This is a genomic window from Mesorhizobium sp. ESP-6-4, assembly GCF_020164735.1.
GTDB lineage: Bacteria > Pseudomonadota > Alphaproteobacteria > Rhizobiales > Rhizobiaceae > Mesorhizobium.
Window position 1 is genome coordinate 70,665 of sequence record NZ_JAIUGS010000019.1, and the last position, 12,444, is coordinate 83,108.

At 64.5% G+C, this 12,444-nt stretch carries 12 protein-coding genes; 7 read left to right on the forward strand and 5 right to left on the reverse strand.

What is annotated here, in order from left to right; translation table 11 throughout:
• Nucleotides 1-7: 7 nt before the first annotated feature.
• Genes LB523_RS24685 through LB523_RS24700 form a run of 4 tightly spaced genes read right to left on the reverse strand, consistent with a single transcriptional unit; the run spans nt 8 to nt 5,065 of the window.
• Nucleotides 8-1,786, reverse strand: a complete 1,779-nt coding sequence (locus tag LB523_RS24685) for an ABC transporter ATP-binding protein (RefSeq protein ID WP_224607848.1) — start codon at nt 1,784-1,786, stop codon at nt 8-10.
• On the reverse strand, nt 1,783-2,802 hold the full coding sequence (locus tag LB523_RS24690; protein WP_140845403.1) for a glycosyltransferase family 2 protein: 1,020 nt from the start codon (nt 2,800-2,802) through the stop codon (nt 1,783-1,785). Before LB523_RS24690 ends, LB523_RS24685 begins: the two co-directional genes overlap by 4 nt.
• The gene (locus LB523_RS24695) at nt 2,799-3,908 is read right to left on the reverse strand and encodes a glycosyltransferase family 2 protein (RefSeq protein ID WP_140845402.1); all 1,110 of its coding nucleotides are present in this window, start codon (nt 3,906-3,908) and stop codon (nt 2,799-2,801) included. The genes LB523_RS24690 and LB523_RS24695 overlap by 4 nt, the downstream gene beginning before the upstream one ends.
• A 2-nt stretch (nt 3,909-3,910) precedes the next feature.
• Nucleotides 3,911-5,065, reverse strand: coding sequence for an acyltransferase family protein (locus LB523_RS24700; protein WP_224607914.1), 1,155 nt, complete (start codon nt 5,063-5,065; stop codon nt 3,911-3,913).
• Nucleotides 5,066-5,522: 457 nt separating this feature from the next.
• Between LB523_RS24700 and LB523_RS24705 the strand changes: the two genes are divergently transcribed.
• From LB523_RS24705 to LB523_RS24720, 4 genes are read left to right on the forward strand one after another with little or no spacing between them, the layout of a single operon-like run.
• Nucleotides 5,523-6,401 (forward strand): ABC transporter permease, encoded by an 879-nt coding sequence (locus LB523_RS24705; protein WP_224607851.1) that lies wholly within the window; start codon nt 5,523-5,525, stop codon nt 6,399-6,401.
• Entirely contained in the window at nt 6,398-7,240 is an 843-nt protein-coding gene (locus tag LB523_RS24710) for an ABC transporter permease (protein WP_224607854.1), read from the forward strand. Before LB523_RS24705 ends, LB523_RS24710 begins: the two co-directional genes overlap by 4 nt.
• Nucleotides 7,237-8,379 (forward strand): ABC transporter substrate-binding protein, encoded by a 1,143-nt coding sequence (locus LB523_RS24715; RefSeq protein WP_224607857.1) that lies wholly within the window; start codon nt 7,237-7,239, stop codon nt 8,377-8,379. Before LB523_RS24710 ends, LB523_RS24715 begins: the two co-directional genes overlap by 4 nt.
• Nucleotides 8,372-9,529 carry an ABC transporter ATP-binding protein gene (locus tag LB523_RS24720; RefSeq protein WP_224607860.1) on the forward strand — a complete coding sequence of 386 codons (1,158 nt, stop codon included), beginning with the start codon at nt 8,372-8,374 and terminating at the stop codon, nt 9,527-9,529. Before LB523_RS24715 ends, LB523_RS24720 begins: the two co-directional genes overlap by 8 nt.
• A 32-nt stretch (nt 9,530-9,561) precedes the next feature.
• Here LB523_RS24720 and LB523_RS24725 read toward each other — a convergent pair whose 3' ends face one another.
• The gene (locus tag LB523_RS24725) at nt 9,562-9,903 is read right to left on the reverse strand and encodes a hypothetical protein (RefSeq protein ID WP_224607864.1); all 342 of its coding nucleotides are present in this window, start codon (nt 9,901-9,903) and stop codon (nt 9,562-9,564) included.
• A 188-nt stretch (nt 9,904-10,091) separates the two neighbouring features.
• On the opposite strand from LB523_RS24725, the gene LB523_RS24730 reads away from it, so the two are divergent.
• The 3 genes from LB523_RS24730 to LB523_RS24740 all read left to right on the forward strand — a co-directional run bounded on the left by LB523_RS24730 (nt 10,092) and on the right by LB523_RS24740 (nt 12,439).
• Nucleotides 10,092-10,337: a DUF1127 domain-containing protein gene (locus tag LB523_RS24730; protein ID WP_181174876.1), complete on the forward strand. Its 246-nt coding sequence runs from the start codon at nt 10,092-10,094 to the stop codon at nt 10,335-10,337.
• A gap of 237 nt (nt 10,338-10,574) precedes the next feature.
• Entirely contained in the window at nt 10,575-11,153 is a 579-nt protein-coding gene (locus tag LB523_RS24735) for an OsmC family protein (RefSeq protein WP_224529713.1), read from the forward strand.
• Nucleotides 11,154-11,212: 59 nt separating this feature from the next.
• The gene (locus tag LB523_RS24740; RefSeq protein WP_224607867.1) at nt 11,213-12,439 is read left to right on the forward strand and encodes a flavin-containing monooxygenase; all 1,227 of its coding nucleotides are present in this window, start codon (nt 11,213-11,215) and stop codon (nt 12,437-12,439) included.
• The last annotated feature ends 5 nt before the right edge of the window (nt 12,440-12,444 follow it).

Consider the following 12,444-nt stretch of genomic DNA (forward strand, 5'->3'; position numbering starts at 1 on the left):
GGGCTCCTCACTCCGGCCGATACAACTCATCCATACTAAGCTTCGCCATCTCAGTGAACGGCGCCTGTTTCTTCACTCTACCATGCTCCAGGATCACCAGGTCGTCGCAGAACGAGATGGTGCTGCGGTGGTGGCTGATGACGATCGTGGTGCGGCGGCCGGCGCGCGACTTCAGCGTCTCGACGATCGCCGCTTCCGAAAGCCCATCCACCGCGTTGGTGGCCTCGTCGAGGATCAATATGTCGGGGTCGCGTACAAGAGCGCGGGCGAGCGCGATGCGCTGCCTTTGCCCGGCCGAAAGGTTCACCCCGCGATAGCCGACCACCGTCTGGTAGCCTTGCGGTAGCGTTTCGATGAAGCTGTGCGCCTCGGCAAGCTCGGCAGCGCGGCGGGCCTCCTCGAACGTCGCAGTGTCCTTGCCATAGGTGATGTTGTCGAGGATCGTACCGTCGACCAGCTCCAGCTCCTGGCTGGCCAGAGCGATGTGGCGGCGCCAGTCGACCGGGTCGATCTCGCCGAGCGGCGCGCCGTCGACAAGGATCTTGCCTGCATCCGGCTCGACGAAGCGACAGAGCAGGTTGACGATCGTCGTTTTGCCGGCGCCGGAGCGGCCGATCAACGCCGTCGAGTGCCCGCTCACGATGTCGAAGCTCGCCGCGTGCAGCACCGCCGCGCGCTGCTCCTCATTGGCATAGCTGAAGCTCACGCCCTCGAAGGCGATTTTTTTGGTTAAGGTGACGAACTGCCGGCTGCCCTCGGGCGGCGCGGGCTTGCCATCGGGATCGAGCAGCCAGGTCACCTCTTCCAGCGAGCCGGAAAGACCCTGCAACTGGCTCCAGGTCATCTGCAAGGCTCTGACATGCGGCTGCAGGCGGTAGAGCAGGATGAGGAAGGCGGCGACCAGCGGGAAACTCAAGCCCGCAAGCCAGGCGCCGATCACCACCGCCAGGAACAGCATGGCGTGCAGAACTTCGGTCAGCGGCCCCAGCGCGCCCTGGCGGTTTGAGAGCAGGAAGGCCGCGCGCCGCACGCCGTCGGATGCCTTTTCGAACGCCGCCTTCTCACGCGCCTCCTGGCCGAAGATGCGGATCAGCCGGCCAGCATGGACGAGATGCAGCATTTGCGAGGCCAAGGCGCTGTTGCGCGCCGAAACATTGCGGCTGGGTGCCCTGAGATGCGCCGACAGCGCCATATGCGCCGCTTGCACCAGCGCCAGCCCCAGCGTCACCAGGAGCGTCATCGGCCACGAGAGCAGCAACAGAAAGGCGAGCAGGATGAGCGCCGCCGAGGCGCTGACGATCGCGCTGAGCATACCCTGGATGGCATCCGACGCCCGCCAGGATTCGCTGGAGATGATGTTGAGCAAGCGGCCCGGGCTTTGCCTGAGAAAGAAGGGATAGCCGACATTGAGCAGCCGCTCGGCCAGGGCGCCGCGTATCGCTTGGCTCGCCTTGCCGTAGATATGAGCGGTCAGCACCGAATTGGCGAAGGCGAGGAGGTTCTTGAGCAGGATCGAGCCGAGGATCGCGGCCGAAATCGCAATCAGCCGCTCACGCTCGCCTAGCCCGGCGCCGACCTTCTGCAGGAGGGCGGAGAGGCCGGCCATGCCGGTCGTCTCGCCATGGCCCATGATGATGCCAAGCAGCGGGATGATCAGCCCGATGCCGAGCCCTTCGAGCGCGGCACTTGCAAGTCCGAGCACGACGACGAGGGGCATCAGGCCGAGCTGACGCCGTTCGAGCGCGCGCTGCAATATCGACAAGATAGGGGCTTTGGGTTCGATCATCGCGCGCCGGCCTCGGCCCTGGCCTCGGTGGTTTCCTGGGCGGGCCGCTCCTGCCGGTCAGGCCGCCCGGCCAGCACCAGGGCCATGAACTTCGCCGCGCCCGCCAGGTTCATCAGCACGATCGGCCAGTGCGACAGGCTGAGCTCCTGGTCGAAGCGCGGACCGCCGAAGAGCTCGCGCGTGGCCGCCCGCGTTGCCCAGTAAAAGTGACGAAGCAGCCACGGGGCGCGGCGCATATGTTTCAGGCAGAGCGCACCGTTGCCGAAATGATAGTCGCGGTGCAGCCGTTCGATCGCCCCGCGGTCGCGCCTTCCATGATGGTGGAAGATCGTCATATCCGGCACATACTCCACCGCCATGCCGGCCAGCATGGCGCGCACCAGGTAATCCGTATCCTCGGCCGAGCGCAGCGCTCCGCCGGCGCCGAAGCGTTCGTCGAAGGGACCGATCAAAGCGGCAACATCGCGATGCATGGTCATGTTGCAGCCGAGCACGAAGCCGCCCGGATGGACGGCGCGCGTCAGCCGCTTGCGCTTTTCGCAGCGATTGATGGTGAAGGGCAGGTCCCCGGCGTCGCCGATCTCGACGCGGCCGCCGCGGATCAGCCATTTCTCGCCGCTCGCATAATGCCGCTCGAGGTCGACGAGATAGTCGCGGTCGAGCCGGCAATCGTCGTCGACGAAGACCAGCACGCGCCCGCGCGCCCGCGCCATCCCGGCATTGCGCGCCGCCGCCAGTCCGGGCCGTGGCTCACAGATAGCCGTCAGCGCTATATCGGACGCCGTGGCGATCCGCGAGAGATAGTCGGCCGTACCGTCGCGCGAGCCATTGTCGACCACCACCAGCTCGGCGGCGAAGGCAGGATGCGTCCGGCAGGCGGCGCGGATCGAATCGATGCAGGACTTCAGCACCGCCGCGCGATCACGCGTGCAGACGATGAAGGAGACCTCAGGCCGCTGGTTCGGGCCGGGGGGCGAGCGTAGATGCTGCAGCAGCGGATGGCGATCGGCGTTCATGCCGCCCCCATCCGATAAGGCGCAAGCACGGACGCCGCTGGCGCGGATTTGAGGCGATAGGCGACCCAGTCCGCGCGTTTGCCAGCCCATATCGAAGCCTGGCTCAGCCAGGGCGCCCAGGCGCCGGCGCGCAGCGCGTATTTCTCGCGGCGGCGGATGACGTCCCACTTCGCCGTCAGCGTCAGCAACTCATGCGCCAACGCCGGCCGCTGCTGGTCGTTGACGAGCTGGTAGAGGAAATAGAACAGGTTCAGCGCGCCGGCCTCGAAGCTCGGCCGCGATGCGGCCGGCAACTCGGCGACCCGCTCCTCCAGGCTGCGGATGAACGCGGCCGCGCGGCGCACAGTGTCGAACGAAACACTGTCGCCAATGGCGCGCAGATCCTGCGTTTCGTCCGCCAGCCCCTCGCGCTCGAGATTTTCGCCGACAATCCGGAGGTGCGTGCGCCGCATCTCGCTTGTATGCAAGCTGGTCACGCTGCCGGGATGCAGGCGGTAGACGAGCAGGCTTTCCGGCATCAGCGCCGCCGGATAGCGGTCGGCCAGCCGCCGGAAGAGATCGAAATCCTCGGCATGCCGGTAGCGGCCATCGTAATACAGGTCTGCCTCGCCGATGACCCGGCGGTTGTAGACCACCGTCGGGTGCATGAAGATCGTGAAGAACTTCGACAGCACCGGGAGGAGACCGAGGCGGAACACCGGATCCACCCTGCCCCGTGCGACGCGGCCGTGCAGCAGCGTGTCGACAAGCGAGCCGCAGAAGCCGAGTTCGGGCCGCGCGGCAAACAGCGCCGCCTGGCGCGACAGGCGCCAAGGATAGGCAAAATCGTCGGCATCCATCCGCGCCACCAACTCGCCCCGGGCGATTGACAGCCCCTCGTTGAGGCTGGCGACGAGGCCGCGATTCTCGCGCGAGATTATGGCTACGCGGCCGTCCGCCTTGCGGAAGCGCTCCAGGATTTCCAGCGACCTGTCGGTCGATCCGTCATTGATGGCGATGATTTCGAGCCGGTCGTAGTCCTGCCGCAGGATCGATTGGATTGCAGCGCCGACATAGAGCTCGGCATTGTAGATCGGCAGCACGACGGAGATGAGCGGGCGTATCATTGTCAGCTCCGGTCCGTCGGCTGCAGATCGAGCGCCGCTTCTGCGCCGGGATATGTGGCGCCGAACCGCCGGGTCTCGCTCGGCGCACGAGCGCGTGGCCGCGCGATGTAGGGGAAATAGCGCTTGAAGCTGTTGAGCGGCTTTTCGAACAGCACCCAGGACAGCGAGGCGACAATCAGCGTGGCGGCGCCCGCGACCAGGAAGCGGCCCGGCCCCTCCTCCGAGACGTTGAGCGGGAGCCACGGCTGCGCCTTTACGGTGTAAGCGAGGAGGATCGCGTGATAGAGATAGACGCCGTAGCTGATGCGGCCGAGGAAAAGCAGCGGAGGCAGTTCGGCCAGCCAGCCGAGCGTGCCGGGAAGGCCGTTCGAGCACATCGAGACGATCGCCACCAACGGCACCAGCGGCAGCACCTGCACCAGGAGCCAGCGCGGCCATTCCCATGTCGAGTTCGCCGGCCCCGGATCGGACAAGACGACGAGTAGGAAGAGCGCCACTAAGGCCGGCCAGCCGAACCGCATCCAACGCGGCACGCCGGCGCCCCTGGCGCGACGTACGGCAAGCAGCGCGCCGCAGGCAAGCGCATCCATCGAGGCCGGCGGCAACAGGTCTCGGGCCAGCGCCGGGCTGGCGGCGATCGGCCAGTAGAAGCGGTAGGCGAGCGAGAAGCAGATGAGGCCAATGGTGATCGCCTCGATGCGCCTGCGCGGCGCCAGGAGCACGATCAGCGGCCAGGCGATGTAGAACTGCTCCTCGATGCTGAGGCTCCAGAAATGGCAAAGCAGCCAGGGCGTCCAGTCGTTGCGATGCGCGTACCAGAAGTTCGACAGATAGAGCGCGTGCCAGACGAGCGACGATCCAGCCTGCTCAAGATCGGTAAACCAGACGAAGGCCAGTACCGCGAAATAGGGCGGGAATATTCGGATCGCGCGCCTGGCATAGAAGGAGCGCAGCGCCGATCCAGCCGCGAATTGGTCGGCGTCGCGCGCCTCCAGCAAAAGCCTGGTGATCAGGAAGCCGGAAAGCACGAAGAACAGCCGCACTCCGAGATGACCAAGGAAGGACGTGCCGCCGGGCGCGAAGAAATGCGAATAAAGCACAAGCGTGACGGCAGCAGCCCGGAGCGCGTCAAGCTGGAGGTCGCGACCGCCGGGCATCATTCGCAGCCGCTGGTGCTGACGACATGGCCCGGGCCGGCGGCCGCAACATCCGTGCCGGTCAACGGAAAACGCAAGCGTGCCGACTCCCTAAACCGTATATTCGCCTACGCTAAAGGACTGCGGCACAAAATGGTGCGGTGCAACACAGAATAGTTATCAGCCTGAATGAAAACGTGACCGTTCGTTCCAGGAAATGACACGTCTATGCCGCTATTCTGCCTTTTTTGGCGAAGCGGCAGGCTCCAACCAATGCGGATGCATCAAGCTCTTCGAAGCTTTTGGAGAACCGCTCAGACAACGCCACAATGTAGCCCGGCGACATACCAAAAGGGGTTACCCTCCTCGGTTCCATCTCTCTGGCTCAATCACCGCCTGTAGACATCGCGGCGGCAATGAAACAATCTTCACGCGGGAACAAAAGCGCTTCGAAGAAAGCGCGGACCTTCGGGTGCGCATGAAAAATCGATGGACCTTGTACGATCCACGCCTGGCCTGGATGCTCGTTGCACCGGTGCTTCTGCTGCTGATCTTCTTCCTGGTGCTGCCGATCGCGGTGATGGCGGCCTATACGTTCTTCACCTTCGTCACTGCCGGCGTCGAAACCAGCGCGCTGACCACCGCCAACTGGCAGGAATTCTTCAGCGACAGTTATTATTCCGGCTTCCTGCTGAAGACGTTGAGGGTCGGCGCCATCACCGCCCTGCTCTGCGGCGTATTCGGCTATTTCCCCGCCTATTTCATCTGGGCGACGAGCTTCAGGCACAAATGGCTGCTCTTGCTCCTGCTCATCGTGCCGTTCTGGATCAGCTTCACCATCCGCACCTTTTCCTGGATCAACATCCTGGGCGAACAGGGCGTCATCAACGTCGCGCTGCTCAAGATGGGCATCATCAACGAGCCGTTGCCGATGCTCTACAATGAGGGCGCGGTTATCCTCGGGCTGCTGCACTTCCTGCTGCCCTACATGATCCTCAACGTCTATGTGAGCCTGGAGGGCATCGACCGCACGCTTATCTCGGCGGCCCGCTCGATGGGCTGCACCAGCGCGCAGGCGTTCCGCGAGGTGACGTTGCCGCTCTCGCTGCCGGGTCTCGCGGCGGGCCTGCTGCTCTGCTTCGTGCTGGCGGCCGGCAGCTATGTGACGCCGCAGCTGCTCGGTTCGGGCCGCGACGCGCTGTTCGGCAATTTGATCTACGACACCATCATGAGCGAATTGAACTGGCCGATGGGCGCAACGCTGTCGATAGTGCTGTTCCTCGTGCTCGGCTTCTTCGCCGCCATCTACACCCGCTACATGGGCATGTCGCAGATCGTGAAGGGGTTGGGCGGATGAAGGCTGCGCGGCCGAACAAGGAGGGCAAATGGGCCTGGCGGCTGACCGGCTTCGTCACGCTTTGCGTCTACATCTTCATGTTCGCGCCGATCGCGGCGACCGTCATCCTGTCGTTCAACGCCTCGATGTTCGGCGGCTTCCCGATGACCGGCTTTTCGCTGCAATGGTACGCCAAGCTGATGAATAATGACGCGGTGCTGACGGCCTTCCGCACCTCGCTGTGGATTGCGCTGGTGACGGCGGCCGTCACCACGGCCATAGGTGTCGTCACGGCCTTCGCGCTGGCGCGCTTCGACTTCCGCGGCAAGCAGGCCCTGAGCACGCTTGTGATCCTGCCGGCGCTGGTGCCGGAAACCATTCTCGGCGTCGGCCTTCTGGTGCTGATCAAGGCGATCGACCAGCCGCGCACCATGCTGCTCCTCGTGCTCGGCCACATCCTGCTTGCGGTGCCTTATGTGGTGCTGATCGCGCAGGCGCGCATGGTGGGCATAAGGCGCGTCTATGAGGAGGCGGCGCTTTCGCTCGGCGCCTCGCGCTTCTCGTCCTTCCGCGAGATCACGCTGCCGCTGCTCATCCCGGCGGTCGTCGGCGGCGCGCTGCTCGCCTTCACCATTTCGTTCGACAACACGTCGGCCAGCCTGTTCTGGCGGCCGGCAGGTGTCGAGACCATGCCCACCCAAATCCTTTCGATGCTGAAAATTTCGATCAGCCCGGAGATCAACGCGCTCGGCACTGTGATGATTGTGGTGACCGTCGGCATCCCGCTGATCGGCGGGGTGCTAATGCAAGGCCTGACAAAACTGAGAAGACGCGGCGAACCCAAGGAGGAAGCACGATGAAACTGACCACCACCAAGCGGCTGGAGCGGCTGCACGACCGCTATGTCAACGGCGATCTCAGCCGACGGGCGTTCCTGAGCCTGACGGCGGCTGCCGCGGCCTCGGCCGGCCTATCCATGCCATGGATGAGTCGGGCGCTTGCCGCGGTCGAGCAGGTGCGCTTCGACGGCTGGGGCGGAACGGTGCAGGACGCGATCGACAAATATGCCTTCCAGCCCTACACGACCAAGACCAAGATCAAGGTGGTGCAAGGCACGTTCGGCGACGAGAACGAGATCATCACCAAGATCAAGACGGCCAAGCCCGGCGACTTCCAGATCGTCCACTCGTCCGGCGTCAACTACTACATCAAATATATCAATGCCGGGATGAACTCGGAGATCAACGAGGCCAACATTCCCAACATGGCGAATGTGCTGCAGCCGATGATCGAGCCGTTCCGCAAGCTGACGCCGAAGCTGTCGGCCGTGCCTTACGACTACGGCACCACCGGCATCGCCTACAACACCAAGGTGATCTCGCCGGAAGAAGCCAAGGAAAAGGGCGCCGCACTTCTGCTCGATAAGAAATATGCCGGCAAGGTCGGCGGCTATTCCGACATGACCACCCGCGTCTGGTACGCGGCTCTCGCCACCGGACAAGATCCCAACAATCTCAAGGACATGGACGCGATCTGGGCCAAGGTGCGCGAGACGCGCGATCTCGCCAAGAAGTTCTGGAGCTCCGGCGCGGAGTTGATGGACCTGCTCTCCAAGGGCGAGATCGTGGTGACCGACGCCTGGTCGGGCCGCGTCGCGGCGCTGCAGGACCAGGGCCACCCGATCGGCTATCTCGATCCGGCCGGCTCCTATGCCTGGATGGAGGACATGCTGATCCTGAAAGGCTCGCCGATGGCCGAGTGCGAGGAGCTGATCAACTTCATGCTCGATCCGGCGACCTCGATCGCGGTGGCCGAAGGCCAGAGCTATCCGCCGTCGCTCGACCCGAACAAGGTCAAGCTCACCGACAAGATCGCGAAGCTGCCGGCTTTCGATCCGACCGGCACGATGAAGGCGTTGACCTTCGCCGATCCGGTCTATTGGGCGACCAACGAGGACGCCTGGACCAAGCAGTGGAACAGGATCTCGAAAGGTGCCTGACAGCCAGGGCACGACACTCAATCCCCGGCCGGCCTCGGCCGGGGCGGAAGGCGCGAGCGCGGGCCCCGGGGCGAGCAGCCCGGCGGTCGAGTTCCGCAACATCGACATCGCCTACGGCAAGTTCGTCGCGGTACGCGATTTCTCGCTGTCGATCGGCAAGGGCAGCTTCGTCACGCTGCTCGGCCCTTCGGGCTGCGGCAAGACGACGATCCTGCGCTCCATCGCCGGGTTGGTCGATATTTCTGCCGGCCAGATCATGATCGGCGGCCGGCGGGTCGACGACGTGCCGATCTACAAGCGCAATATCGGGCTGGTGTTCCAGAGCTATGCGCTGTTTCCGCACAAGAGCGTGTTCGACAATGTCGCCTTCGGGCTGAAATACCGCAACGTCGCCAAGCCCGAGATCAAGCGCAAGGTCGGCCTGGCGCTCGAGATGGTGCGGCTGCCGGGCAGCGAGAAGAAACTGCCCTCGCAATTGTCGGGCGGCCAGCAGCAGCGCATTGCGCTGGCGCGCGCCATCGTCTTCGAGCCGCAGGTGCTTCTGCTCGACGAGCCGCTCTCGGCCCTCGACGCCAACATGCGCGAGGAGATGCGCGTCGAGATCAAGAAGATCCAGAAGGAAACCGGCATCACCGCCATCTTCGTCACGCACGACCAGGAAGAAGCACTGTCGATGTCGGACCGCATCGTGGTGATGAATGCCGGCTCGGCCGAGCAGGTCGGCACGCCGGAAGAGGTCTATGAGCGGCCGGCCACCGCCTTCGTCGCCGACTTCCTCGGCAAGGCCAACATGCTGTCAGGCACGGTGAGCCGATCCGACGGGCCGACCATTGTCACGCTCGCCGGCGGCCAGACGATCAATGTCCTGTCACCCAGGCCGCTGCCGCAGGGAAGCGCCGTCACCGTGGTGGTGCGGCCGCAGAAACTGTCGGTCGGTGGAGCGAGCGCCAACCGATTGCCCGGCCGGATCGTGTCGGCCTCCTATCTCGGCGGCAGCGCGATCTATGAGGTCGAGATAGGCGGCAAGGCGAACATCCGCGCCAACGCCCCGATCGACGGCCGCGTGCTGCGCGAAGGCGAAGCGATCGAACTGGGCTTCGACGCTGACGACTGCGTCTTGCTGGACCAGGCTGGGCTGCGGATTTCCTGAGGGCCGCGACTGCTGCTGCCCCGCAAAGTGCCTCAGTTTGAATTTTCAGGGAACAACACAATAGATCGGTCGCCATGACCAACATGCAGGCGACCGGTCGCGTGGTTCAGCCTCAAGCGACACAAATAAGGCACCGACATCCCCTCGGGAAGCGCGCCGGCTTGTTCCATTCGTCCGAGTTCGGCCATGGATTTTCGCAAAGTCTTCTGGATCTCGGACGTGCGGCGGCTGCGCTCGGCGAATAGAAACCGTTCGAGCAACTCGGGGCGGCGGTTGGCCACGGCTGCGAACAGTACTCTGAGATCGTCATAAGATCGGCCATCAAGTTGCTCCAACGCGGCAACAAACGGCTCAAGCAGGCGATGCCGCCTCATTCCTCGCGCTCTCTTCTATACGACCCGCGCGTCCCAGCCGCGCCTAGCTCGATGTTCCTGCAAGCCTACAAAATCTCTATTTCCACGGCAATTTCGACGCCCGCTCCAACGCTCGTTCCCCCGGTCGTAAGCCACAAGTCCGGCCATCGACGACGCGAACGGTCGCGCCGCAAAAGATGGAGACGACGATGACGACTTTGGAACACACCCCCCATGAAACCAGCCGATCGGGTCTCGGCCCGATCAATTTTGCCGGCCGTGCGCTGCGCCTTGTCTACCGTGCAATGAGGATGCGCAGCGACCGCGCCGCCATGCAGGCCATGCCCGACTATCTGCTGAAGGACATGGGTATCGCCCGTTCTGAAATCGATCATTACACCTCGATGCGCTACGCCTCCGACGCCGGCGGGATGGACATCCGCAACGCCCATTGATCGCCGATGGCGATCGTCGCCACGCCGTCGACAGGCCCCGGGCTTCCGCACGCCCGGGGCTTTTGCGTTCCGGCGCATTCGGGTCAAGACACTTCGTTACAAACGATACGTCCAACGCAATTTCCACGGTAGGCGTATGAAAAATTCCACGGTCGCATCCACTCTCGTTCAAACGCTCCATCGGCAAACAGAGGCCGTCACGGCAACCAAGCCGCAAACGAACCTTTGGAGATGAAGATGCAACCCAACACCAAACCTGCACGGCTTCCGCTCAATGGCGTCGACACGCCGAACCTTTTGGCGACGATCAATTTCGTCGCCGGGCAGCCGGAGCTCGCCAAGTTCCAGTTCCGCGCTCACAACGAGTGGATCGAGGGCACGCACAGCAAGACCGTCATGAACGGCTTCTTCGGCGCCGGCCAGGAGCAGAAGCACGAGAAGCCGCATTATGCCGATGCCGATCATCCGGCGATCTTGTGCGGCGCCGACAACGCGCCGACCCCGGTCGAGTGGCTGCTGCACGGGCTGGCGGGGTGCCTGATGGCGGGCGTCGCCAACATCGCCGCCGCGCGCGGCATCAAGCTCACCAAGGTGAAATGCTCGGTCGACGGCGACATCGACCTGCGCGGTATTCTCGGCATCTCCGACGAGGTCCGCAATGGTTTCCAGAACATCCAGGTGTCGTTCGAGATCGAAGGCGACGCGCCGGCCGAGAAGCTCCAGCAGTTGGTCGAGCAGTCGCGCGCCCGCTCGGCCGTGTTCGACGTACTTACCAAGGGGGTGCCGGTCACCGTCGGCATCAAGACCATCCAGTAAGCCTGCAGGCGGCCCGGAGCCGATCCAGGCCGCCTCCCCTCCTATCGACGGAATGAACCATGAGACGCTCGGACGTGGTCATCATCGGCGCGGGCCAGGCCGGGCTTGCGCTCAGCCATTGCCTCGGCCAGGCCGGCATCGACCATGCCGTGCTGGAGCGCGGCCGCATCGGCGAGCGCTGGCGTTCGCAGAGCTGGCGCTCGCTCAGACTGCTCACGCCGAACTGGCTGAACGCCCTGCCCGGCTCGCCCTACGAGGGCGGGGATCCGGACGGCTTCATGACCAAGGAGGCTTTCGTGGAAAGCCTGGAACGCTACGCCTGGCAATGGAATGCACCCGTCGAGACCAACGTCGAGGTCCTCGCCGCCAAGCGAACCGGCGACGGCTTCGCCTTGCGCACCAGCGCCGGCGAGCTGTTGGCTCGAGCGGTCGTCGTCGCGACGGGACATTGCGACCGGGCGGTCATCCCTTTTTCGGCTGAGATGCTTCGCGGGCCGCTCAGCATCCACGCTTCGCAATATCGCTCGCCTGGCGAGCTGCCGGGCGGCGGTGTGCTGGTTGTCGGCGCCTCGTCCTCCGGCGTGCAGATTGCCGACGAGCTCGTCCGCGCCGGGCGGCGCGTGGTGCTTTCGGTCGGCAAGCATACACGCCTGCCCAGAACATGGCGCGGCCAGGATATCTTCTTCTGGCTTTGCGAAATGGGCTTGATGGCACAGCGCCAGGAAGACCTCGCCGATCCGGAAGGCGCCCGGCGCCAGCCATCGCTGCAGCTCGCCGGCCGACCGGACAGGGCAGATGTCGATCTCGCCACGCTGCAGGCGCTCGGCGTGGAACTCACCGGGCGGGTGCATGGCGTCGGCGACCGCGAGATCGGCTTCGCCGGCGATCTTGGCCAGCACATCGCGGCAGCCGAAGCGAAGCAAGCGCGCCTACTCGACCAGATCGATCGCTTCGCGGGTATGACGACACCGTACCGGCCCGAGCCGGTGGCGAGGCCGGCGACGTGCGCGGCGCGGCTTTCGCTGACGGACGGATCGATCCGCAGCATCGTCTGGGCAACCGGCTATGCGCGCTCGTTCGGCTGGCTGGAGCCGCTGGCGCTCGGCGCCGATGGCGAGCTGGCGCATCAGGGCGGCGTCACCAGCGTGCCGGGTCTCTACGCGCTCGGCTTCCGCTTTCTGCGCAAACGCGATTCCAACTTCATCGGCGGCGTCGGCGCGGATGCCGAGGCGATCGCCGCTGAAATCTCCCGTTATCTCGATTGCAACGCCCGCAAGGCGGCCTAAGGACT

What these genes read in the sequence shown, in the direction of transcription:
- LB523_RS24695 (WP_140845402.1), bottom strand. Translation starts at nt 3,908, where the DNA reads ATGATACGCCCGCTCATCTCCGTCGTGCTGCCGATCTACAATGCCGAG.
- LB523_RS24715 (WP_224607857.1), top strand. Translation starts at nt 7,237, where the DNA reads ATGAAACTGACCACCACCAAGCGGCTGGAGCGGCTGCACGACCGCTAT.
- LB523_RS24740 (WP_224607867.1), top strand. Translation starts at nt 11,213, where the DNA reads ATGAGACGCTCGGACGTGGTCATCATCGGCGCGGGCCAGGCCGGGCTT.
- LB523_RS24685 (WP_224607848.1), bottom strand. Translation starts at nt 1,786, where the DNA reads ATGATCGAACCCAAAGCCCCTATCTTGTCGATATTGCAGCGCGCGCTC.
- LB523_RS24725 (WP_224607864.1), bottom strand. Translation starts at nt 9,903, where the DNA reads ATGAGGCGGCATCGCCTGCTTGAGCCGTTTGTTGCCGCGTTGGAGCAA.
- LB523_RS24735 (WP_224529713.1), top strand. Translation starts at nt 10,575, where the DNA reads ATGCAACCCAACACCAAACCTGCACGGCTTCCGCTCAATGGCGTCGAC.
- LB523_RS24730 (WP_181174876.1), top strand. Translation starts at nt 10,092, where the DNA reads ATGACGACTTTGGAACACACCCCCCATGAAACCAGCCGATCGGGTCTC.
- LB523_RS24705 (WP_224607851.1), top strand. Translation starts at nt 5,523, where the DNA reads ATGAAAAATCGATGGACCTTGTACGATCCACGCCTGGCCTGGATGCTC.
- LB523_RS24710 (WP_224607854.1), top strand. Translation starts at nt 6,398, where the DNA reads ATGAAGGCTGCGCGGCCGAACAAGGAGGGCAAATGGGCCTGGCGGCTG.
- LB523_RS24700 (WP_224607914.1), bottom strand. Translation starts at nt 5,065, where the DNA reads ATGCCCGGCGGTCGCGACCTCCAGCTTGACGCGCTCCGGGCTGCTGCC.
- LB523_RS24690 (WP_140845403.1), bottom strand. Translation starts at nt 2,802, where the DNA reads ATGAACGCCGATCGCCATCCGCTGCTGCAGCATCTACGCTCGCCCCCC.